General features: G+C 58.1%; 22 protein-coding genes. 7 read left to right on the forward strand and 15 right to left on the reverse strand.

The window, feature by feature from the left end; translation table 11 throughout:
- Positions 1 to 92: 92 nt before the first annotated feature.
- Entirely contained in the window at positions 93 to 1,301 is a 1,209-nt protein-coding gene (locus tag F3J31_RS18140; protein WP_167214518.1) for an MFS transporter, read from the reverse strand.
- 161 nt (positions 1,302 to 1,462) lie between these two features.
- Between F3J31_RS18140 and ushA the strand changes: the two genes are divergently transcribed.
- Positions 1,463 to 3,115, forward strand: a complete 1,653-nt coding sequence (ushA, locus tag F3J31_RS18145) for a bifunctional UDP-sugar hydrolase/5'-nucleotidase UshA (protein ID WP_167214521.1) — start codon at positions 1,463 to 1,465, stop codon at positions 3,113 to 3,115.
- A 90-nt stretch (positions 3,116 to 3,205) separates the two neighbouring features.
- Here ushA and ybaK read toward each other — a convergent pair whose 3' ends face one another.
- The 3 genes from ybaK to copA all read right to left on the reverse strand — a co-directional run bounded on the left by ybaK (position 3,206) and on the right by copA (position 7,228).
- Positions 3,206 to 3,685: a Cys-tRNA(Pro)/Cys-tRNA(Cys) deacylase YbaK gene (gene ybaK / locus F3J31_RS18150; RefSeq protein WP_045909742.1), complete on the reverse strand. Its 480-nt coding sequence runs from the start codon at positions 3,683 to 3,685 to the stop codon at positions 3,206 to 3,208.
- A 199-nt stretch (positions 3,686 to 3,884) separates the two neighbouring features.
- A complete protein-coding gene (locus tag F3J31_RS18155) occupies positions 3,885 to 4,679 on the reverse strand; it encodes a TraB/GumN family protein (protein ID WP_167214524.1) in 795 nt (264 codons plus the stop codon).
- 50 nt (positions 4,680 to 4,729) lie between these two features.
- Positions 4,730 to 7,228 carry a copper-exporting P-type ATPase CopA gene (gene copA / locus F3J31_RS18160; protein WP_167214526.1) on the reverse strand — a complete coding sequence of 833 codons (2,499 nt, stop codon included), beginning with the start codon at positions 7,226 to 7,228 and terminating at the stop codon, positions 4,730 to 4,732.
- A gap of 108 nt (positions 7,229 to 7,336) precedes the next feature.
- Here copA and cueR point away from each other — a divergent pair, with 108 nt between their 5' ends.
- Complete coding sequence (gene cueR, locus F3J31_RS18165; RefSeq protein ID WP_045909739.1) at positions 7,337 to 7,747, forward strand: Cu(I)-responsive transcriptional regulator; 411 nt, start codon at positions 7,337 to 7,339, stop codon at positions 7,745 to 7,747.
- Here cueR and F3J31_RS18170 read toward each other — a convergent pair.
- The 3 genes from F3J31_RS18170 to F3J31_RS18180 are packed head-to-tail and all read right to left on the reverse strand — an operon-like array spanning position 7,744 to position 10,001.
- Positions 7,744 to 8,196: an NfeD family protein gene (locus F3J31_RS18170; protein WP_063621005.1), complete on the reverse strand. Its 453-nt coding sequence runs from the start codon at positions 8,194 to 8,196 to the stop codon at positions 7,744 to 7,746. The genes cueR and F3J31_RS18170 overlap by 4 nt on opposite strands.
- A complete protein-coding gene (locus F3J31_RS18175; RefSeq protein ID WP_152083713.1) occupies positions 8,193 to 9,107 on the reverse strand; it encodes an SPFH domain-containing protein in 915 nt (304 codons plus the stop codon). The genes F3J31_RS18170 and F3J31_RS18175 overlap by 4 nt, the downstream gene beginning before the upstream one ends.
- A 42-nt stretch (positions 9,108 to 9,149) precedes the next feature.
- Positions 9,150 to 10,001: a hypothetical protein gene (locus F3J31_RS18180; protein WP_167214529.1), complete on the reverse strand. Its 852-nt coding sequence runs from the start codon at positions 9,999 to 10,001 to the stop codon at positions 9,150 to 9,152.
- A 143-nt stretch (positions 10,002 to 10,144) separates the two neighbouring features.
- On the opposite strand from F3J31_RS18180, the gene fetA reads away from it, so the two are divergent.
- Together fetA and fetB are read left to right on the forward strand one after the other, a co-directional pair.
- Positions 10,145 to 10,816, forward strand: coding sequence for an iron ABC transporter ATP-binding protein FetA (fetA, locus tag F3J31_RS18185; RefSeq protein WP_167214532.1), 672 nt, complete (start codon positions 10,145 to 10,147; stop codon positions 10,814 to 10,816).
- Positions 10,809 to 11,591: an iron export ABC transporter permease subunit FetB gene (gene fetB / locus F3J31_RS18190; protein WP_023617520.1), complete on the forward strand. Its 783-nt coding sequence runs from the start codon at positions 10,809 to 10,811 to the stop codon at positions 11,589 to 11,591. Before fetA ends, fetB begins: the two co-directional genes overlap by 8 nt.
- Positions 11,592 to 11,677: 86 nt before the next feature.
- On the opposite strand, the gene F3J31_RS18195 is transcribed toward fetB, so the two are convergent.
- Genes F3J31_RS18195 through tesA form a run of 3 tightly spaced genes read right to left on the reverse strand, consistent with a single transcriptional unit; the run spans position 11,678 to position 14,016 of the window.
- Complete coding sequence (locus tag F3J31_RS18195) at positions 11,678 to 12,532, reverse strand: co-chaperone YbbN (RefSeq protein WP_023310624.1); 855 nt, start codon at positions 12,530 to 12,532, stop codon at positions 11,678 to 11,680.
- Between the two features lie 58 nt (positions 12,533 to 12,590).
- Positions 12,591 to 13,361, reverse strand: a complete 771-nt coding sequence (locus tag F3J31_RS18200) for an SDR family oxidoreductase (protein WP_167214535.1) — start codon at positions 13,359 to 13,361, stop codon at positions 12,591 to 12,593.
- Positions 13,362 to 13,389: 28 nt separating this feature from the next.
- On the reverse strand, positions 13,390 to 14,016 hold the full coding sequence (gene tesA / locus F3J31_RS18205) for a multifunctional acyl-CoA thioesterase I/protease I/lysophospholipase L1 (protein ID WP_167214538.1): 627 nt from the start codon (positions 14,014 to 14,016) through the stop codon (positions 13,390 to 13,392).
- Between tesA and ybbA the strand changes: the two genes are divergently transcribed.
- The 3 genes from ybbA to F3J31_RS18220 all read left to right on the forward strand — a co-directional run bounded on the left by ybbA (position 13,984) and on the right by F3J31_RS18220 (position 18,410).
- On the forward strand, positions 13,984 to 14,670 hold the full coding sequence (ybbA, locus tag F3J31_RS18210; RefSeq protein WP_167214541.1) for a putative ABC transporter ATP-binding protein YbbA: 687 nt from the start codon (positions 13,984 to 13,986) through the stop codon (positions 14,668 to 14,670). The two genes, tesA and ybbA, sit on opposite strands and share 33 nt — an antisense overlap.
- Positions 14,667 to 17,081, forward strand: coding sequence for a putative ABC transporter permease subunit YbbP (gene ybbP / locus F3J31_RS18215; protein WP_167214544.1), 2,415 nt, complete (start codon positions 14,667 to 14,669; stop codon positions 17,079 to 17,081). The genes ybbA and ybbP overlap by 4 nt, the downstream gene beginning before the upstream one ends.
- Before the next feature lie 183 nt (positions 17,082 to 17,264).
- On the forward strand, positions 17,265 to 18,410 hold the full coding sequence (locus F3J31_RS18220) for a porin (RefSeq protein ID WP_167214547.1): 1,146 nt from the start codon (positions 17,265 to 17,267) through the stop codon (positions 18,408 to 18,410).
- Positions 18,411 to 18,500: 90 nt separating this feature from the next.
- Here the strand turns inward: F3J31_RS18220 and mnmH are convergent, their stop codons facing one another.
- The 5 genes from mnmH to lpxH all read right to left on the reverse strand — a co-directional run bounded on the left by mnmH (position 18,501) and on the right by lpxH (position 22,470).
- On the reverse strand, positions 18,501 to 19,571 hold the full coding sequence (gene mnmH / locus F3J31_RS18225) for a tRNA 2-selenouridine(34) synthase MnmH (RefSeq protein ID WP_167214550.1): 1,071 nt from the start codon (positions 19,569 to 19,571) through the stop codon (positions 18,501 to 18,503).
- An 85-nt stretch (positions 19,572 to 19,656) separates the two neighbouring features.
- Entirely contained in the window at positions 19,657 to 20,724 is a 1,068-nt protein-coding gene (gene purK, locus F3J31_RS18230) for a 5-(carboxyamino)imidazole ribonucleotide synthase (protein WP_048030139.1), read from the reverse strand.
- A complete protein-coding gene (purE, locus tag F3J31_RS18235) occupies positions 20,721 to 21,230 on the reverse strand; it encodes a 5-(carboxyamino)imidazole ribonucleotide mutase (RefSeq protein WP_167214553.1) in 510 nt (169 codons plus the stop codon). The genes purK and purE overlap by 4 nt, the downstream gene beginning before the upstream one ends.
- Before the next feature lie 171 nt (positions 21,231 to 21,401).
- The gene (locus F3J31_RS18240; protein ID WP_167214557.1) at positions 21,402 to 21,611 is read right to left on the reverse strand and encodes a YdgH/BhsA/McbA-like domain containing protein; all 210 of its coding nucleotides are present in this window, start codon (positions 21,609 to 21,611) and stop codon (positions 21,402 to 21,404) included.
- A gap of 136 nt (positions 21,612 to 21,747) precedes the next feature.
- A complete protein-coding gene (lpxH, locus tag F3J31_RS18245) occupies positions 21,748 to 22,470 on the reverse strand; it encodes a UDP-2,3-diacylglucosamine diphosphatase (RefSeq protein ID WP_167214560.1) in 723 nt (240 codons plus the stop codon).

Consider the following 22,470-nt stretch of genomic DNA (forward strand, 5'->3'; position numbering starts at 1 on the left):
GCATTTTGATAAATTCAGCGAGAGGAGAAAGAAGAAACCCTTATGGCATCAGGGTGTCAGGCAGCCAACGTCACACTTTGGCTGCCCGTAATTCACGCTTTGTGGCGGTTATCAGGCAGCAATATGGTCAACATCCCAAGAAGTGGCAGGAAAGCGCAGATTTTATAAACCAGGAAGATGCTGGTGTGATCCGCAACCATCCCTAACACCGCTGCACCCAGCCCGCCCATGCCGAAGGCAAAACCGAAAAACAGTCCGGAAACCATACCGATACGGCCAGGCAGCAGCTCCTGGGCATAGACCAGAATGGCGGAAAACGCGGAAGCGAGGATAAAACCAATAATCACGGTTAAAATTCCCGTCCATTCAAGGCTGGCGTACGGCAAAATGAGGGTAAAGGGCGCCACGCCGAGGATAGAGCCCCAAATGACATATTTACGCCCAATCTTATCCCCCACAGGCCCGCCAATGACCGTACCGGCCGCAACGGCGAACAGGAAGGCAAACAGGTGAATCTGCGCATTTTGTACCGATAATCCGAATTTTTGCATCAGATAAAAGGTGTAATAGCTGCTGATGCTCGCCATATAGAAGTATTTCGAGAAAATCAGCACCAACAGGACGGCCACCGCCAGGATAACCTTATTGCGCGGCAGGGGATTGATAACCTTCGCTTTAGGTTTTCCTTTATTGACGCGATGCTGAGCGGCATACCAGCGGCTGATTTGGGCCAGCACGATAATCGCCAGCAGCGCGGCCAGCACAAACCACGCCACGTTGCCTTTACCGTAAGGGGCAATAATCACTGCGGCCAGCAGCGGGCCGAGAGAGCTACCAAAGTTACCGCCCACCTGGAAAAGTGACTGCGCCAGGCCGTGACGACCACCGGACGCCATCCGCGCCACGCGGGAGGACTCCGGATGGAACACGGACGAGCCGGTACCCACCAGCGCGGCGGCGATCAGCACGACTTCAAAACTCCCGGCCATGGCGAGCAGCACCAGACCGCTTAGGGTAAAGCACATGCCGATCGGCAGCGACCACGGCATCGGGTATTTATCCGTCCAGTAGCCCACCACCGGCTGTAGCAGCGAGGAAGCCAGCTGGAAGGTCAGGGTGATCATCCCGATCTGCACGAAGGTTAACGAAAACTCGGACTGCAGCAGCGGATAAATTGCCAGAATCAACGACTGGATCATGTCGTTGAGCAGGTGTGAAAGACTGATTGCACCTAAGACTTTAAAGGAGGTGCGCGACGCCGGCGCGCCCGAAACGGGCTGGGTTGATTCACTGATTGCCATAAATACCACGTTTTGTTAGCAGAAGTGCAGGGAGTAATTATTATCCGACTAACATACCCGCCTGCGACATTTGAAGAAAGTCGCAATTATGAAAACTTATTTGTCTATTCTTATTAGTCACTGTAATTTCTGCCTTTGTCTATTGGTCAGGGAGAGAGAAGATGAAGTTAATGAAGCGGGGCGTCGCGCTGGCGCTCATCGCGGCGTGGGGGCTGGTAAGCCTGCCTGCGCAGGCGTATGAAAAAGACAAAACCTATAAAATTACCATTCTGCATACCAACGACCACCACGGTCATTTCTGGCGCAGTGAATACGGCGAATATGGCCTCTCGGCACAAAAAACGCTGGTGGACGGCATTCGTAAAGAGGTCGCAGCCCAGGGCGGCAGCGTGCTGCTGCTCTCAGGCGGCGATATCAACACCGGCGTGCCGGAATCCGATTTGCAGGACGCCGAACCCGACTTTCGCGGCATGAATCTGATTGGCTACGACTCGATGGCCGTCGGTAACCATGAATTTGATAATCCGCTGACCGTACTCCGTCAGCAGGAAAAATGGGCCAAATTCCCGTTCCTCTCCGCCAATATTTACCAGAAAAGTACCGGCGAGCGCCTGTTTAAGCCGTGGGCGCTGTTTAAGCGTCAGGATCTGAAGATCGCGGTCATCGGCTTAACCACCGACGATACGGCGAAAATTGGCAACCCTGAGTTCTTCACCGATATCGAATTCCGCAAACCGGCAGACGAAGCGAAGCTGGTGATTCAGGAGCTGCAGCAAAACGAAAAGCCGGACGTGATTATCGCCACCACGCACATGGGGCACTACGACAACGGTGAGCACGGCTCTAACGCGCCCGGTGACGTGGAGATGGCGCGCAGCCTGCCTGCGGGCTCTCTGGCGATGATTGTGGGTGGTCACTCACAGGATCCGGTGTGCATGGCATCCGAAAACAAAAAGCAGGTGGACTACGTCCCGGGTACGCCGTGCGCGCCAGACCGTCAGAACGGTATCTGGATTGTGCAGGCGCACGAGTGGGGCAAATACGTGGGTCGGGCAGACTTTGAGTTCCGTAACGGCGAGATGAAGCTGGTCCATTATCAGCTCATTCCGGTCAACCTGAAGAAGAAAGTCACGTACCCTGACGGGAAAAGCGAGCGCGTACTTTACACGCCAGAGATCGCTGAAAACCAGCAGATGCTCTCCCTGCTGACGCCGTTCCAGAACAAAGGCAAGGCGCAGCTGGATGTGAAAATCGGCACGCTGAACGGGCGTCTGGAGGGGGATCGCAGTAAAGTTCGCTTCGTGCAGACCAACATGGGCCACCTGGTGCTCGCGGCGCAAATGGCGCGCACCGGGGCTGATTTTGGCGTAATGAGCGGCGGCGGCATTCGTGATTCCATCGAAGGCGGAAACATCACCTATAAAGACGTCCTGAAGGTGCAGCCGTTCGGTAACGTGGTGGTCTATACCGACATGAGCGGGAAAGAGGTCATTGACTACCTGACCGCCGTGGCGCAGATGAAGCCGGATTCCGGGGCCTATCCGCAGTTTGCCAACGTGAGCTTCGTAGCGAAAGACGGCAAGCTTAACGACCTGAAGATCAAAGGCGAACCGGTTGACCCGGCGAAAACCTACCGTCTGGCGACGTTAAGCTTTAACGCCACCGGCGGCGACGGCTATCCGCATATTGATAATAAACCAGGATACGTGAACACCGGCTTTATCGATGCAGAAGTGCTGAAGCAGTATATCGAGCAGAATTCGCCGATTGACGTGAATGCGTATGAGCCGAAAGGTGAGGTGAGCTGGCAGTAGTGCCGTTGTGTTGCCCGGTGGCGCTGCGCTTACCGGGCCTACGGGTGCAAAATGTAGGCCGGGTAAGGCGTAGCCGCCACCCGGCTTTTTTTACTCCCGGCGGGCAATATCCGCAAACTTCGCGTCCAGCATTTTCGCCAGATCGCCCGCGGCAAGCTCAATGTCCAGCCCGCGTTTGCCGCCGGAGATAAAGATGGTGTCAAATTCCTGCGAAGGGGCATCGATCAGCGTCGGCAGGCGTTTTTTCTGCCCGAGTGGACTGATGCCGCCCACCAGGTAGCCCGTGGTGCGCTGCGCCACCATCGGATCCGCCATATCCACCTTCTTCGCCCCCAGCGCTTTGGCGACTTTCTTAAGATCCAGCTGTCCTGCCACGGGCGTCACCGCCACGGCGAGGTGCTTCATATCGCCGTTCACCGCCACCAGCAGCGTTTTATAAACCTGGTCAGCGTTCAGCCCCAGCTTACGCACCACTTCATCACCAAAGTTGGTTTCATTCGGATCGTGATCGTAGGTGTGGATCCGGAAAGAAATGTTGTTTTTTTCGAGTAATTTAACGGCGGGAGTCATAGCTATCCTTCTTACGACAGACAAATCATGCCAACAGCATACGCCTGACGTTTGTCTAAAAAATAGCACCATCTTGCGCAATAGTGTTGGCAGTGATGGTCACTTTGAGCGACAATCGGCTCAACCGAAGGTCTCCTTCGGCATAATAAAAACGATGAAATTCCTCTTTGACGGGCCAATAGAAATATTGGCCATTTTTTTATTTCAGCAACGACGGCAAGTTCCCTTCTCCGTACAAATGTAATGCCCCGACCGCCACCACGTAACGCCCCGCAGGTAAGGCATGCAGCGTCTGCCGCCAGGCTTTATTGCGCGCATTCATCAGCACATCATACAGCGATTCGCTGAACGTTGACGGTAACGCCAGCCTGCCGTCCGCGGGTGGCGCATCCAGCCACCAGCCAATCATGGTCTGCAGCAGGCGCGCGTTGGTGTGCCAGTGGGTCAGCGTATCATCCAGCAGCATCAGACCGTCGTCGGGAAGCTGTCGCAGGAGCGCAATCTGGCTGTCCGTTCCTTCCAGCTCGATGATGGGCAGGCTGCGCGCCCTTGCCGCGTTCAGCAGCTGGTAATCAATGCCGTAGTCACCGCGCAGGCCCAGACGCTGCGCCTGGGTGGCCTGTAATACCATCGCGATTTGCCAGAGCGGCAGGGTGTCAATCATGGAGAGCGAGACGCCGGTTTCCTCGGCGACGCGCGTCAGTTCCGCAAGCTGGGTTTCATCCAGGCGCTCCGCCAGGGTGAGATCGCTCTCGAGCCCGGCAAACGGTGACTCCTGACCCGAAATGTCCGCCTCAACGACCAGCGCATCGGCGTGTTTCAGCAGTTTAATCAGTCCGGGAGGCAGGGGAGACATATCCTGCGTGCCCATATGGATGCTGCCAACCAGGTGCAGGTGTTGCCCGCCGGGAAGCGAAATATCCAGACCGGGCCAGGCGTAACGGCGAGGGAAAAGGGCGCGAAACGATGTTTTTATACGATGAAACAGACCCATACGCGCTCCATAAACGGAAAGGTTCATGCTAGCGCGTACGGGTACAAGGTTCAATCCTTCGGTTTAAACCGCAACAGCCGGTTGGCGTTGCTGACCACGGTGATGGAGGAGAGCGCCATCGCCGCACCCGCGACCACCGGATTAAGCAGCGTGCCGGTCAGCGGCCACAAAATACCGGCAGCAATCGGAATACCGAGCGAGTTGTAGATAAACGCCCCCAGCAGGTTCTGCTTCATGTTGCGCAGCGTAGCTTTCGAAATGGCCAGCGCATCGGCCACGCCCATCAGGCTGTGGCGCATCAGCGTGATGGCCGCGGTTTCGATGGCCACGTCGCTGCCGCCGCCCATTGCGATCCCCACATCCGCCTGGGCCAGCGCCGGGGCATCGTTGATGCCGTCGCCGACCATCGCCACCTGACGGCCCTGACGTTGCAGGTTTTTAATGGCGTCCGCTTTGCCATCCGGCAGTACGCCCGCAATCACCTCATCAATACCGGCTTCTTTCGCGATGGCGTTGGCGGTGGTCGGGTTATCCCCGGTCAGCATCACCAGACGATAGCCCGCACGGTGCAGGCGCTGTAAGGCATCCACGCTGTCCTGGCGAAGCGGATCGCGCACGGCCAGCAGCGCGGCGGCTTTGCCATCCACCGCCAGCAGAACCGGGGTGGCGCCCTGTGACGCCTGCGCCTTCAGCTCGTTTTCCAGCGCGGCGGTATCAATGCCGTTTTCATTGAGCAACGCCTGGTTGCCCAGCAGCAACGCGTGGCCTTCTGCTTCACCGCTCACGCCGAGCCCGCGCAGGGTGCGGAACTGGTTCACCTGCGGCAGGGCAGACGCATTGGCTTTATCGAGAATGGCGCGCGCCAGCGGATGGCTGGAGCCTTGCTCCAGCGCGGCGGCAAGACGCAGCGCGTCCTCTTCCGTAATGCTCACGGTGTGGACGGCGACCACCTGCGGTTTACCTTCCGTCAGCGTGCCGGTTTTATCAAACACCAGCGTGTCCAGGGTGCTGGCCCGCTGCAGCGCGTCCGCGTCCCGCACCAGCACGCCAAATTCGGCCGCGCGGCCTACGCCGGAGATAATCGACATTGGCGTCGCCAGACCAAGGGCGCAAGGGCAGGCGATGATCAGCACTGTGGTGGCGATCACCAGGGTATACACAATCTGCGGCGCGGGGCCGAAGAAGTACCAGATCGCCGCACTCAGCAGGGCAATGCCGACCACCACCGGCACAAAAATGGCCGAGATTTTATCAGCAAGCTGGCCAATTTCCGGCTTGCTGCTCTGCGCCTGGCGCACCATGCGGATAATACGCGACAGCGTCGTATGGCTGCCGACGGCGCTGGCGGTAAACAGCACGCTGCCGTCCTGCACGACCGTACCGGCATGCACGGCGTCGCCGTCTGATTTCTGCTGAGGGATAGGCTCCCCGGTCAGCATCGCTTCATCCAGCCAGGCTTCGCCCTGGGTTATCTTGCCGTCAACGGGAACCCGGTCGCCGGTGGTCAGACGCAGCGTCATGCCGGGCTGAACCTCGGCCAGCGGAACGCTTTTTTCCCCTTCGTCCGTGACCACGCGGGCCGTCGGTGGGGTTAAATCAAGCAATCTTTCCAGCGCTTTCGAGGAGCGCTGGCGGGCGCGGGCTTCCAGCATATGGCCTAAGTTAATCAGGCCGATAATCATCGCGCTCGCTTCATAATAGAGATGCCGCGCTTCCATCGGGAACCACTGGGGCCAGACGTTCACGCTCATCGAATAGAGCCACGCCGCGCCGGTACCGAGGGCGACCAGGGTATCCATCGTCGCGGTACGATTTTTCAGGCTCTTCCAGGCGCTGGTATAGAAATGTCCGCCTGCGAACACCATCACCGCAAGGGTAATCAAACCAATCACCAGCCACAGCGTGCGGTTGTCGTCGGTGACCATCATGTTGTCGCCGAGCATGCCCCACACCATCACCGGAATACCGACCAGCAGGGCGACGATGGCCTGCCAGCGGAAGCGCTTCATGGTGGCGATAGCCGTTTCCTGCTGGCGCTCGCGGCGTTCGGCATCATCTTCGATGGCCTCCGCGCCGTAGCCCGCTTTTTCAACGGCCTGCACTAATTCTGCGGCGGAGGCGCTGCCCATTACCAGCGCAGTGCGCTCCGCAAGATTCACCCGTGCCTGCGCGACGCCCGGTACCGCCTGCAGGGCGTTTTGTACCCGGGAGACGCAACTGGCGCAGCTCATGCCGTTGATCAGCAGCTGTTGGCTGTCATCAATATCATCCGCTGCCGGAAGCTCAGGAGTGGCCGCTGTCAGTGCTTCCGACGGGGATGATGACTCTGCCAGCGGTTTAGCCTTTGGGTGGCTTAACTCCGCCCCGTAACCGGCCTGCTTGATGGTATCGATCAGCGCATCCGCGCTGGCGCTGCCGGTCACGGCCGCATGATCGATAGTCACGTCAGCGCTTTCCACATCAGGGCGCTGTTCCAGGCTTTCTTTAACGCGTTTGACGCAGTGGCCGCAGGAGAGGCCGTCCAGCGTCAGGTCAATAGTGTGAGACATAACAAAACTCCCGTATAATATTTTGGTCAGTTGTTGACCGGAGTAACGCTTTTCACTAACTGTTATGAAGGTTAAACCTTCCATCAAGGGGAAGGTCAAGGGGGAAATGTGAATATCAGTGATGTGGCAAAAAAAACCGGCTTAACCAGCAAAGCGATTCGCTTTTATGAAGAGAAGGGACTGGTGACGCCGCCGCTGCGCAGTGAAAACGGCTACCGTAGCTACACGCAGCTGCATCTGGATGAACTGACGCTGCTGCGCCAGGCAAGACAGGTCGGTTTTAATCTGGAAGAGTGCGGCGAGCTGGTTAACCTGTTCAACGATCCAAAGCGTCACAGCGCCGACGTGAAAAAACGCACGCTGGAAAAGGTGGCCGAAATTGAACGCCACATCGTCGAGCTACAGGCGATGCGCGAACAACTGCTGCAGCTCGCGGCGTCCTGCCCGGGGGATGACAGCGCCGACTGCCCGATTATCGATAACCTTGCCGGCTGCTGCCACCGCAAAACCCACGCTTAGCAGGCTTTTACCCGCAGGGTAATGCCCTCCACCGCGATGACCTCCACCCGCGTGCCGGCGCTGAGGTCATCGTCGGCCACGACCGGCCACGAACTGTCGCCTACCCGCATGTGCCCACGTCCGTTCACCAGTGTGCTGTCGAGCGTAAAACGCTTGCCGACAATCTGCTGTCCGCGCTGGTTAAGGTGGGCGTCCACCGGTTTCTGCTCGTTAACCCGCCGGTTGAGCCAGCGCCACCACAGCCAGGCGGCCACCAGCGTCAGCACGGCAAACAGCGCGCCCTGCCACGCCCAGTCCAGGGGAAGGATCCAGACCAGAAGACCGGTAATGACGGCGGCAACACCGCTCCAGAGCAGGTAGCCGTTGCCGCCCAGCATCTCCGCCGCCAGCAATAAGCCGCCGAGGCTTAGCCAGAAGGCATGAGGATGTGCAACGATGAGCTCAATCATTTTTTACGCTCGTTTCCGCTGTCCTTGATCAGTTCGGCTATGCCCGCGATAGAGCCCATCAGGCTGCTGGCATCCAGCGGCATCATCACCACTTTGCTGTTATTCGCCGATCCAATCTCTTTCAGCGCGTCGGTATATTTTTGCGCGACAAAGTAGTTCACGGCCTGAATATCACCGGCGGCAATCGCCTCCGACACCATCTGGGTCGCGCGGGCTTCCGCTTCGGCGGAACGCTCGCGGGCTTCCGCCTGCAAGAACGCGGACTGACGATCACCTTCCGCTTTCAGGATCTGCGACTGTTTTTCCCCTTCCGCTTTGAGGATCTCCGCCTGACGTACCCCTTCGGCTTCCAGAATATAGGCGCGCTTGGTTCGCTCGGCTTTCATCTGGGCGTTCATGGAGGCGATCAGCTCCGCCGGCGGGCGCACGTCGCGGATCTCGATGCGGGTAACTTTGATCCCCCACGGGTTGGTAGCCTCGTCGACAATGTGCAGCAGGCGGGTGTTGATGCTGTCGCGCTGGGAAAGCATCTCGTCCAGCTCCATCGAGCCGAGCACGGTACGGATGTTGGTCATTGTCAGGTTGACGATCGCCAGCTCCAGGTTGCTGACCTCATAGGCCGCTTTCGGCGCGTCAATCACCTGAATAAAGCAGACAGCGTCGATGGTGACGTTGGCGTTATCCTTGGAGATCACTTCCTGGGACGGAATGTCCAGAACCTGCTCCATCATGTTGATCTTGCGGCCTATCCTGTCCATGAACGGGACAATAAGGCTTAAGCCTGGCTGGAGTGTGTTGGTGTATCGGCCGAAACGCTCGACGGTCCACTGATAACCCTGAGGGACAATTTTGACGCCGGCGCCCACGATAACCAGCGCAACGAAAATAAGGACGGGAATAACGATAAGCATAAAAACCTCCTGTTTTGCATGCTGTGGCGAGTGAAAGTGTGTTTATTGCTCGTAAGTATAGGTAAAGTCAGAGATGAATCCATCACCCGCTTCAGCAATGGCTTTCGATAATCCCTGGTAGTAATTCTCCAGCCCCAGCGCTTCGATACGCTGGATCTGTTCACGAATGGGGGCGCAGAACAGAACGGCATTCCCCGCTTCAACGCGTTTGTTATTCGGTGGAAGGTCGCCCGCGATGGCTTTAAACCAGGTTCTGATGCCCTGCTTTAAATTATGCGGCGCTTTTGCCAGGTTATCCATGCCCGTCAGGATCTGCAGAGTCGGGAACTCATCGGCCAGTACGGCGGTTTTCATGCGCGTAAAGAACTGGCTGAACAGCTCGAACGAGCCCAGATCGGTGACGCGGGGCTTGGTGGTTTTACCGTTTTTATTGCCGATTTTACCTGCCGCTGATGCCGCGGCCGGAACCGCGTTCACCTTTTCCAGCTCCAGTCCGAACAGCAAATTGCAGTGCGCGCGGCGCGCTTTCAGCGGATAGGACATCAGGACGTCAATGAACTGTGTGGCTTTCACATCCGCAAGATTGTGGTTGATAAGCCACTGGGTGCGTGAAAATTCCGCCGGAGAGACGAACCAGTCCGGCACCTCATTGAAGCGTTTTGATTTGCCTTCACCGTCAAATTCAAGGAAGTGTGTTCCGTTGTCGAAGGCGAAATAGCAATTTTTGAAGCTGCCGATCGTGGTGTTCACGATGAGCGCCTTTTTAACAAAATCCACCACCTCTGCACCTATCACAAAACGCGTGAGCTCCGACGATTTGATGACTTCCATTAATGTTTCGACATCAGGAACACCAGGCTTCAGGGAGGGAAACTCATAAAAGATATGTGCCATGTCGCATACTTCCTGTAGTGATGAAGGTGACAATTTGCAAACAAAAAGTTTAACACTTGCTTCAGCGTGAGGCTATTCGCGCTGTGCGGGCGAAAGGATTATGCTACAGGCGGTTATTACACGAAGCGGTCAACGGAAGCGCGATGAACGATAAAAGAAACGTATTACTGCTCAGGGATGTCGGATTTCGAGTCGGGGCAAACACGATCCTGCAGCACGTCGGGTTTAGCCTGTCGCCGGGCGAGTTTAAATTAATCACGGGTCCCTCAGGCTGTGGTAAGAGCACGCTGCTGAAGATTGTGGCGTCACTCCTCAGCCCGACGGAGGGCGCCATTCTGTTTGAAGGCGAGGATATCGCCTCGCTTTCTCCGGAAAGCTATCGCCAGCAGGTCTCGTACTGCGTGCAAACGCCCGTGCTTTTTGGCGATACGGTCTATGACAACCTGATTTTCCCGTGGCAAATCCGCAATAAAACGCCGGAGCCGGAAAAGTTTATCCAGGATCTGGCCCGCTTTGGCCTGGCGCAGGAGACGCTGAGCAAATCCATCAACGCGCTGTCGGGCGGTGAAAAGCAGCGGGTCTCACTGATCCGCAACCTGCAGTTTTTACCGAAGGTGTTGTTGCTGGACGAAATCACCAGCGCGCTCGATGACGTCAACAAGCGCAACGTTAACGAGATTATTCATCGTTACGCCCGTGAGCAAAATATTGCCGTGCTGTGGGTGACGCACGACGCTAACGAAATAACCCATGCGGATGACGTGATTACGCTCCAGCCGCACGGCGGGAAAATGCAGGAGGCAAACCGTGGGTGAACACAACATTACCAACGAATCGCTGGCCTTTTCGATGGTGCTGGTGCTGATTGCGATTGTGGTCAGCTATCGGGAAAAGCTGGGGCTGGAAAAAGATATCGTATGGAGTATCTGCCGCGCGGTGATTCAGCTCATCATCGTCGGCTATGTGCTGAAGTATATCTTCAACGTTAACCACGCGGTGCTGACGCTGCTGATGGTGCTCTTTATCTGCTTTAACGCGGCGTGGAATGCGCAAAAGCGCAGTAAATACATCGATAAGGCGTTTGTTTCATCGTTTATCGCGATTACCACCGGAACTGCGCTCACGCTGGCGGTGCTGGTACTTTCCGGCTCGATTGAGTTTACGCCGATGCAGGTTATCCCTATTTCCGGGATGATTGCGGGGAACGCGATGGTGGCCGTTGGGCTCTGTTATAACAATCTCGGCCAGCGTTTCAGTAGCGAACAGCAGCAGCTGCAGGAGAAACTAAGCCTGGGGGCAACGCCAAAAGTGGCCTCGGCGCGGCTGATTCGCGAGAGCATTCGCTCATCGCTGATCCCTACGGTAGATTCCGCCAAAACGGTGGGGCTGGTGAGCCTGCCGGGCATGATGTCGGGGCTGATTTTTGCCGGTATCGATCCGGTAAAAGCGATTAAGTATCAGATCATGGTGACGTTTATGCTGCTTTCCACGGCAAGCCTGTCCACCATCATTGCCTGCTACCTGACCTATCGGAAGTTCTACAACGCGCGCCACCAGCTGGTGGTGACGCAGTTGAAAAAGGTGCGGTGATTGTGCCGGGCGGCACTGCGTTTGCCCGGCCTACGATTCGTCTTTTGTAGGCCCGGTAAGGCGAAGCCGTCACCGGGCAAAGTGCATCAATACAACAACGCGTAAAGCTGACGACGATACTTCGATGCCAGCGCGTCTCCGGTGCCCAGCGCGGCCAGGATCTCCTGGAACATCTTGCGCGCCTGACCGTCTGCGGCGGCTAAATCTTTTTGCAGATGGCTGAAGAGCAGCTCAAGCGCCTCTTCGTTACGCCCCACCTGATGCAGCTGCAGCGCCAGCTGGCTTGCCAGCGCGGCATCCGCCGGGTTGTCGGCAACCTGCTGCTGCAGCTGCTGAATTTCCGGGGTATCTGCCGCCTGCTTAAGCAGCTCAATTTGTGCAACCAGCCCCTGATAGCGGGTGTCCTGATCCTGCAGCGGAACCGTCTTGAGTACGGCTTCCGCGTCTTCTGAGCGGTGCAGGGCGATCTGCGTTTCCGCCAGCAGCAGGCCAATCTGGCTGTTCTGATTCGACAGCTGCCATGCCTCTTTGAGCAGCGGCAGCGCCTCGTCGTATTTGCCTTCCTGCATCAGCGCCATGCCTTCCTGCGCTTTCAGCTCTTCTTCGCGCGGCAGCACTTTATCCAGCAGGGCACGGATTGCCTCTTCCGGCTGTGGCCCCTGGAAGCCATCAACAGGCTGGCCGTTCTGGAACAGATAGACGGTAGGAATGGCGCGCAGACCAAACTGAGACGCGACCATCGGCTCGGCGTCACAATCCAGCTTCGCGAGAATGAACTGACCGTTGTACTGGGCGGCAAGGCTTTCCAGCACCGGCGTCAGCTGCAGACAGTGTTGGCTACGTTCAGACCAGAAGTAGAACAGGACCGGTTTGGTCATCGACTGTTCAAGCGTCTGTTGCAGGTTAGCTTCTGTGATATTGACGATATTCTGTACGGACATGCGGCTTTCTCTTTTGTCGGTTTGTTCTTTACATGGGGATGCGCGTCGGCGCTTCAACTCAACCGTGTAAAATTTTGTCCATTATCCGGCCCGGCAGCAGGCGTTTTAACCAGCCGACGGCATGGGTGACCAGCGTCACCGGATAGCGCATTTTGGGATGTTCACTCTCAAAAGCATGGCGCACTTTGGCCACCACCGCCTCTGGCCCGAGGGTAAAACGTGCGGCGATGCCGGGGTTCTCGACCGGTTTATCCGCCTGCGTCTGGTTAACGTTTTCGGTAAAGCGGGTGCGGATCGGGCCGGGTTCAATCAGGCTGACCTTAATGCCGCTGTGGCGTAACTCCATGCGCAGGGCGTCGGACCAGGCCTCCAGCGCATATTTGCTGGCGGCGTAGGCGCCGCGGCCCGGGGTGGAAATCAGCCCCATCACCGACGACGTCATCACGATGCGCCCTTCACCGTGCGGCAGCATCGCGGGGAGCAGACGCATGGTGAGCTGATGCACGCCGAAGAAGTTGGTCGAAAACTGCTTCTCCAGCGTTTCGCGGGAGAGGGTATCCAGCGGGCCATACACGCCGTAGCCGGCATTATTAAACAGGCCGTACAGACGATTACCGGTCAGTGCGATCACCTCGTCCGCGGCGCGCTCAACGCTCTCCGGCGAGTCCATATCCAGCAGCACGCCGGTAAAGCCCAGACCGTCCATGCGTTCGACATCGTCGGGTTTGCGGCAGGCCGCCAGAACCCGAAACCCCTGGCGCTTTAATTCGAGCGCGCTTTCCAGGCCGATTCCGCTGGAACATCCTGTAATTAAGACCGATTTTTGCATAACTTTACCTGTCAGGATCTCCGCTTAATCAGGAGTCATGTTTAACTAAAGGAGCCAGCCGCGTTGCCATCCAGTCGGCAATAAACGGCTGCGCATCGCGATTGGGGTGGATCCCGTCGTCTTGCATCCACTGGGGTTTGAGATAGACCTCTTCCATGAAAAATGGCAGCAGCGGAATATCAAACTCTTTGGCAAGCTTGGGGTAGATCGCGCTAAAGGCCTCATTATACCGACGACCGTAGTTGGCGGGCAGGCGAATTTGCATCAGCAGCGGCTGGGCGTTTGCCGCCTTGATCTCCTGCAAAATGGTGCGCAGCGTATTCTCCGTTTGCTGAGGCTGGAAACCGCGCAGGCCATCATTACCGCCAAGCTCAACCAGCACCCACCGTGGCTGATGCTGTTTGAGCAGCGCAGGCAGGCGCGATAGCCCCTGCTGCGAGGTGTCGCCGCTGATGCTGGCGTTGATTACAGCCGTTTTGCTCTGCCATTTGTCATTGAGCAGAGCGGGCCAGGCCGCGCTGGCCGCCATGCGATAGCCTGCGCTCAGGCTGTCGCCGAGAACCAGTAACGTGTCCGCTGCCGCCGCGCGGAAAGTCATCAGAATCAAAAACAGGAAGGGCAAATGCCAGCGGAAAACAGTGTTGAAGTTCATCATCTTAAGAAGTCCGTCGGTCAGGGGGAGCACGAGCTTTCCATCCTTACCGGAGTTGAACTCGTTGTCAAACGCGCTGAAACCATTGCGCTGATTGGCGAATCCGGTTCCGGTAAGTCCACGCTGCTGGCGATTTTAGCCGGTCTGGACGACGGCAGCAGCGGTGAGGTCCACCTTGTCGGGCAGCCGCTGCATCAGCTTGATGAAGAGGCGCGGGCCGCGCTGCGCGCGCGTCAAGTTGGTTTTGTCTTTCAGTCCTTTATGCTGATCCCGACCCTGAACGCCCTGGAAAACGTCGAGCTCCCTGCGCTGCTGCGCGGTGAAAATAGCCGTGAAAGCCGCGCTCACGCGAAGGCGCTGCTGGAACAGCTCGGTCTGGGTAAACGTCTCGACCATCTTCCCGCCCAGCTTTCCGGCGGTGAGCAGCAGCGCGTGGCGCTGGCACGCGCGTTTAACGGCCGCCCTGAGGTGCTGTTTGCCGATGAGCCTACCGGCAACCTTGACCGTAAAACCGGAGACCGGATTGCCGACCTGCTGTTTTCGCTCAATCGCGAGCACGGTACCACGCTTATCCTCGTGACCCACGATCCGCAGCTCGCGGCGCGCTGCGACCGTCGCCTGCGGCTGGTCAACGGTATTCTGCAGGAGGAAGCATGATTACCCGCTGGTTCTGGCGCGAGTGGCGCTCGCCCTCGCTGCTGATTGTCTGGCTGGCGCTCAGCCTGGCGGTGGCCTGCGTGCTGGCGCTCGGCAGCGTCAGTGACCGCATGGAAAAAGGGCTCAGCCAGCAGAGCCGGGAGTTTATGGCGGGAGACAGGGCGCTGGAAAGCTCCCGCCCCGTGCCGCCGGGCTGGATTGAAGCAGCGCGCAAAGAAGGGCTGAAGGTGGGAGAGCAGCTCACCTTCCAGACCATGACCTTCGCGGGCGACACGCCGCAGCTGGCGAGCGTCAAGGCCGTCGATGATATCTACCCGATGTACGGTGACTTGCAGACCCGCCCGCCGGGATTAAAGCCGACGCCCGGTACGGTGCTGCTGGCATCGCGTCTGATGGCGCTGCTGAACCTGAAACCTGGCGACAGTATCGACGTCGGTGACGCTACCCTCAGGATTGCCGGGGAAGTGGTGCAGGAGCCCGACGGCGGATTTAACCCGTTCCAGCTTGCGCCGCGTCTGCTGATGAACACCGCGGATGTCGCGGCCACCCATGCGGTACAGCCGGGCAGCCGCGTTACCTGGCGTTATAAATTTGGCGGCACGCCCACCCAGCTTGACGCGTATGAAAAATGGCTTCTGCCGCAGCTCAAACCGGAACACCGCTGGTACGGGCTGGAGCAGGACGAGGGGGCGCTCGGTAAATCTCTGGAGCGCTCTCAGCAGTTCCTGCTGCTGTCGGCCCTGTTGACCCTGCTGCTGGCGGTGGCGGCGGTGGCCGTCGCGATGGGGCACTACTGCCGCAGCCGCTACGACCTGGTGGCGATCCTCAAAACCCTCGGGGCGGGCCGGGCGCAGCTGCGCAAGCTGATCGTCGGCCAGTGGCTGATGCTGCTGGTCCTGTCGGCGCTGACCGGCGGAATAATGGGGCTGCTGTTTGAAAAACTGCTGATGGTGATGCTAAAACCGGTGCTCCCGGCCGCATTGCCGCCGGCCAGCCTCTGGCCGTGGCTGTGGGCGATGGGCGCTATGACGGTGATCTCGGTGCTGGTGGGGCTCCGGCCTTACCGCCTGCTGCTCGCCACGCAGCCGCTGCGCGTGCTTCGCAACGATGTCGTGGCGAACGTCTGGCCGCTGAAGTTCTACCTTCCGGTGATTATTGCGGTGGCGGTGGGGCTGCTGGCGTGGCTGATGGGCGGCAGCACGCTGCTGTGGGCGGTGCTGGCCGGGGCGGTTGTTCTGGCGCTGCTGTGCGGCGTGCTGGGCTGGATACTGCTTAACCTCCTGAAAAGGGTGACGGTAAAATCCCTGCCCGTGCGCCTGGCGGTCAACCGTCTGCTGCACCAGCCCTGGTCTACGCTCAGCCAGCTGTCGGCGTTCTCGCTGTCGTTTATGCTGCTGGCACTGCTGCTGGTGCTGCGCGGCGATCTGCTCGATCGCTGGCAGCAGCAGCTTCCGCCGGAAAGCCCGAACTATTTCCTGATCAATATCGCCCCTGAGCAGGTTACGCCGCTGAAGGGCTTCCTGGCGGAGCATCACATCATCCCCGAGTCGTTCTATCCTATCGTTCGCGCGCGTCTGACGCAGATCAACGGGCAGCCAACGGAGGGGAACAAGGACGAGTCGCTGAACCGCGAGCTGAACCTCACCTGGCAGGAGAAACGCCCTGACCACAACCCGATAACCGCCGGCACCTGGCCGCCGAAAGCGGGAGAAGTGTCGATGGAGGAGGGACTGGCGACGCGCCTGAACGTGAAGCTGGGAGACAGCGTCACCTTCACAGGGGATACCCAGGATTTCACCGCGAAAGTGACCAGCCTGCGTAAAGTGGACTGGGAAAGCCTGCGGCCCAACTTCTTCTTTATCTTCTCGCCGGGGGCGCTGGACGGGCAGCCCCAGAGCTGGCTGACCAGCTTCCGCTGGGAAAACGGTAACGGCATGCTGACCCAGCTTAACCGGGAGTTTCCGACGGTCAGCCTGCTGGATATTGGGGCGATCCTGAAGCAGGTGGGGCAGGTGCTGGAGCAGGTGAGCCGCGCGCTGGAGGTCATGGTGGTGCTGGTGACGATCTGCGGCGTGCTGTTGCTGCTGGCCCAGGTGCAGGTGGGCATGCGCCAGCGCCATCAGGAACTGGTGGTTTACCGCACGCTGGGGGCCGGTAAGCGGCTGCTGCGAATGACGCTCTGGAGCGAGTTTGCGCTACTGGGGCTGGTGGCCGGTCTGGTGGCCGCCATTGGCGCAGAGACGGCGCTGGCGGTGCTGCAGACAAAGGTCTTCGACTTCCCGTGGGAGCCTGACTGGCGTCTTTGGTTGATCCTGCCTCTGTGCGGCGCGGCGCTGCTTTCTCTCTGCGGAGGCTGGCTCGGCACGCGGCTGTTAAAGGGCAAAGCCCTGTTCCGTCAGTTTGCGAGTTGATTTAGTATGGTGATAATTACGCACCGGATTTTTATGCCGGTGCGTAGTGTTTAAATAGCACAAAGTGATAATACCCACTCATTTAGTAGCACAAAACATTAAAAACCCAACCACACAGCCCGATTATTTCCAGTTAATATTCACCCGCTAAATATTTAGCAGCGTGTCTATTAAGGAAAAATAATGACTATAAAAAAATCAGCGCTGGCGGCAACGATCGGCGCGGCAGTGGCATTAACGACCTTCGCTTCTCAGGCGGAAATCACCGTTCTTAAGCAGGATCCTCAGGCGGGTAACCCGCTGAGCCGCCTGAACTTCACCGTTGGCGGCAGTATTCGTCCTCAGTTCCAGAACATGACCGGCGACGACGGTAAAAACAGCTACAAGCGTAACGGCTTTGACGGCGGCACCCGCTTCCGTTTCGCTGCAGATTACTACCTGTTTGATGACATCAGCTGGGTAAGCTACTACGAGCTGGGTGTGAACTTCCCTGCAATGTTCAACTGGGACAACCACTACAGCGAGAGCGATCACGACACGACGCGTCGTATGCTCTACACCGGTCTGAAGAGCGACACCTGGGGTACGCTGACCTTCGGTCAACAGAACAGCGTTTACTATGATGTGGTGGGCGCGAAAACCGATATCTGGGACTACGACATGATTGGTCAGGCACCAGGTAACGGGATCAAAGGCGATTACGACGGTTCTTACCGTTCACGTAAGATGCTGAAATATAAGAAAACCGTGGGCGATGCTGATATTTATGCATCCTACCTGTTTGAAGACAGTGAATACCTGCCGGGCAACGGCCTGCGCTACAAGCGTAAAGGCGGCGGTTCACTGGGCCTGGATTACCACCTGACTACCGACCTGACCTGGGGCGCCGCGTGGAACTACACCCGCGCCGACATGCGTAACCCGGACAACGGCGACAGCAAAACCTACGACCAGAACATCCTCGGTACCGCGTTGAGCTGGACCCCGGACAACTGGACCTTCTCCGCAGGCGGCGGCTGGTATCAGAACTTCCTGACCACCAAAAAAGTGTCTGTTAACGATTACTTTGCGGGCGACGCGTGGGGTATTGAGTACTTCGCAGGTTACAAATTCCCAATCGGTCAGTACGCGGTTGAATCCATCCAGCCTTACTTCATGGGTGACCGCATTGAGTACGTGAACGGCCGTAACTACCAGCGCATCGACAACGGCGTGGGTATCAGCTTCCAGCTGGATTACGGTTTCCGCGTGGATTACGAACACGTGTTCACTTCCAGCACCGACAACCTGGGCGACATGAACCTGGTGCGTCTGCGTTACGACTTCTAAGCCGTCTGTTCCCCGGTGGCGCTGCGCTTACCGGGGCTACAACAGTACGCGTAGGCCGGGTAAGGCGTAGCCGCCACCCGGCTTTATTTTTCAGCGATCAAGCCACTCAGCAATTTCTTCGTACGTCCCGCGATAGACAATCTTCTCCGCCTTTTTCTCCAGCTGATAGCCGTACATCGGGTCGTAATAGTCGTTCAGCAGCGGTACAAGCCAGCTGAAGTGCGCGTCCGTGCGGCCAGAGCGTTGCTGTTCCAACAGCGCGGAATCTAACAGCGCGGTAAATTCCGCAAAGCGCTGCAGCCCCAGGCGGCGACGAATGGCGAACAGGCCGTGATGCAGGTACTGGCTGTATTCTTTCCAGCCTGCTTCCTCGCCGTAGGCGGCAGAAAAATCCGCCCACATATGGTCGAAATACTCTTCGCGCAGGCGTTCAAGACGGATCTCAAACGGATCCTCTACCACCACGATAGGGGCTTCAACCATGCGGTCGCGCAGGCAGGCTGGCAGGTGGTTAGAGCCAATCATCCGGCCTTCATCTTCCAGTACCCAGCGCGCGGCGTCTTTTTTCAATAGCTCAACCGCAAGGTGATTTTCAAAGCTGGCCTGGGAAAGCTGCGGCGTCAGCGTGCGGCCAAACGATGAACCGCGATGGTGCGCCAGTCCTTCCAGATCGATACCCTGTGCATGCTGCTTCACCAGCAGGGTTTTACCGTTCCCGGTACAGCCGCCAATAAGCACCATCGGCTTTTGCGACTGCTCAATGGTCACCTGAATTGCCGTCTGGCGCAGGGCCTTATAGCCACCGCGGATCAGCGGGTAGTCGATACCCGCCTCTTTCAGCCAGGCCTGCGAGATATGCGAGCGCTGGCCGCCGCGCGCACAGCAGAGAAAGCCCTCAGGATGGGCAAGGCTGGCCTCGCGCCAGACGGTGATGCGGGCCTCACGCGTGTCGCCGCTCACCAGGCGATGGCCGAGCGCCAGCGCGGCGTCCGGTCCCTGACGTTTATAACAGGTGCCGACGGCGGCGCGCTCGTCATCATTCATTAAAGGCAGGTTGACTGCCGCTGGCATCGCGCCCTGGGCAAATTCGATCGGCGCGCGAACGTCGATTAAAGGGGTATCGGACGCGAGGATCGCGCGATAGTCCGTTCCATCGTTCATGGTTATTCCAGAAGAAAGCTAAGCAGCAATGGGCGGGAATTGTACGCCGGGGAAAGAGGAGGTCAACTCCCCGGCGGAGGGATAACTATTTAAGCTTTGACTGTGCCCAGACAATACCGCTCGCGTATTCCGGCGGCAGGAGCGGGATCATGGCTTCCAGCGTGGCGCTCAGGCGGCCCGTGTCGCTGTCGTTGAGGTTCAGGTGGCCAACCTTACGACCCGGACGAACCTCTTTGTCATACCAGTGCAGATGCACCAGCGGCAGCTTCAGCCAGTCGTAGTTCAGATCGGTTCCGATCAGGTTGATCATCACCGACGGGCTGTTGACCACCGGCTGCGGCAGCGGCAGGTCGGTAATCGCGCGCAGGTGCAACTCAAACTGGCTGATGGAGGCGCCGTTTTGCGTCCAGTGGCCGCTGTTGTGCACGCGCGGTGCCAGCTCGTTGATCAGCAGACCAGACGGGGTGATAAAGCACTCCATCGCCATCACACCCACGTATCCGAGCTCGTGCATGATGGCAGAGAGCATCTCTTCCGCCTGCGCCTGGTGGTCAGCATTGGCCTGCGGGAAGGCCACGCTGGTGCGCAGAATGCCGTCCTGATGGAGGTTATGCGTCAGCGGATAAAAGACGGTATGCCCGTCATGACCGCGCGCGCCAACCAGCGACACTTCACCGCTAAAGTTGATGCCCTGCTCAACAATGCACTCGCCGTAGCAATCATCCGGCAGCTCGGCGGTGTCGCCTGCGCGCAGGCGCCACTGGCCGCGGCCGTCGTAGCCACCCACGCGGCGCTTCACGATCGCCAGCTCGCCCAGCATGGCGAAGACGTCGTTCCACTCGCTTTTATCAGACAGGAGCTGCCACGGTGCGGTTGCGAGACCCAGCTTGTCGAAAAGCTGCTTTTGCGTCAGACGGTCGGCAATGATCGGGAACACGTCGCGGTTAACGAAGGCGTTATGACGCGCCAGCTCGCGGGTCAGTGCGGTCTCCGGCCAGCGTTCAATCTCAGCGGTAATGACGCTCTGGTGGAACGGTACCGCTTCCGGCTCGGCGTCCAGGCCGACGGGCCAGACGGAAATCGCCAGCGGTTCGCCAGCCTGACGCAGCATGCGGCCTAGCTGGCCGTTACCGAGAACGCAAACCTGCTTCATGCGGCACCCCGCGGGTCTGGATTGTCCAGCACCTCGTCGGTCTGGGCTTTACGCCACGCCGCCAGACGCTGGTGTAAGTCTTTATCATGCATCGCCAGGATCTGCGCGGCCAGCAGGGCGGCATTGGCGGCACCCGCTTTACCAATCGCCAGCGTGCCGACGGGAATGCCACGCGGCATCTGAACGATGGAGTAGAGGCTGTCCACACCGCTTAACGCGGCGCTTTGTACCGGGACGCCCAGCACCGGCACCAGGGTTTTGGCGGCAATCATGCCCGGCAGATGTGCTGCGCCGCCCGCACCAGCAATGATCACCTCATAACCGTTCTCTTCGGCGCTTTCGGCGAAGCTGAACAGTTTGTCCGGTGTACGGTGCGCGGAGACCACTTCAACGTGGTGCGGAACATTCAGGATGTCAAAGATTTCGGCGGCGAACTGCATGGTAGCCCAGTCGCTTTTGGACCCCATCACGATGGCGACACGCGCCGGATTATTGCGGGAAGACATGCGTCTTAAAACTCCTGTGGTGCGAAACACACTGCTTTCGAGGGCACAGAGAATAGCATGTTATACGGGCAAGGAAAACGGTTGCGCGGTTAAATCTTGAGCCGTTGTTGCCATCAATTTATAACAAAACAGACCGCATTCTGGCGGTCTGTTTTTGTCGAAGGGCAATCATTATTTCGTCAGTTCTGCGGTCATATAGACGCGGTTGTCGACCTTCGCGCTGGTGATTTTGTAAGACGCGCCCTGTTCAGCAGCCTGTGCAGCGATTTTCGCTTCTGCGCGGTCAAGGGTAGAGGCGGTTGCACTCACGCTCTGCGCGAAAGAACCGAAAGAAACCAGGAAGAGAGCCGCAACTGCAACGAAAGATTTGATGGATTTCATGGTCGTATTCCTTAAGAGTTTTGTCTGGGATAGGGCATGTTGCCCTGATGTGATAAATAATAGGCCGACCACGGGCTGATTAAAATCGAAACAATTTGCCAATATTGTTCAAAAAAATAGAATAATATAAAGGGGGTTAAAACGGAAACGCGATCAGCTCCACACCCTCAGGCGTGACTTTGACCATAGAGCCTTCGGTGTGCCAGGCACCTAATACCACGCGATGGGCCGGTTCGCCGTTGGCGATAAGGAAATGCACGTCAGGACGATGGGTATGACCGTGGATGAGCCACTGAACATCATGCTTTTCCATCACCCGCACGACCGCCTGTGGATTGACGTCCATGATGGTCATGGATTTGCTGCTGTTGGCGGCTTTACTGCCTGCACGCATTCTGGCGGCGATGCGGTTGCGGATAAACAGCGGCAGGGCAAGGAACACCTTCTGGATCCACGGGGTGTGGACTTTGGCGCGAAACGCCAGGTAGCCGGTATCGTCGGTGCAGAGCGTGTCGCCGTGCATGATCAGCACCTTGCGGCCGTAGAGGTCGAGCACCTGTTCTTCCGGCAGCAGCGTCATGCCGCTTTCACGGGCGTAGCGCTTGCCGATCAGGAAATCACGGTTGCCGTGAATGAAGTAGCAGGGGACGCCCGAATCCACCAGCGCGTGAATGGCGGCGGCCATTTCACGGTGCAGCGGGTTAGGGTCATCGTCGCCAATCCAGGCTTCAAAGAGGTCGCCCAGGATGTACAGCGCATCGGCGCTTTTCGCTTCACCGCGTAAAAAACGCAGAAAACCGGCGGTTATCGCCGGTTCTTCTGTTTGCAGATGAAGATCCGCAATAAAGAGTGTCGCCAC

Source organism: Enterobacter sp. Acro-832, assembly GCF_011752745.1.
GTDB classification, from domain to species: Bacteria; Pseudomonadota; Gammaproteobacteria; order Enterobacterales; family Enterobacteriaceae; genus Enterobacter; species Enterobacter quasiroggenkampii.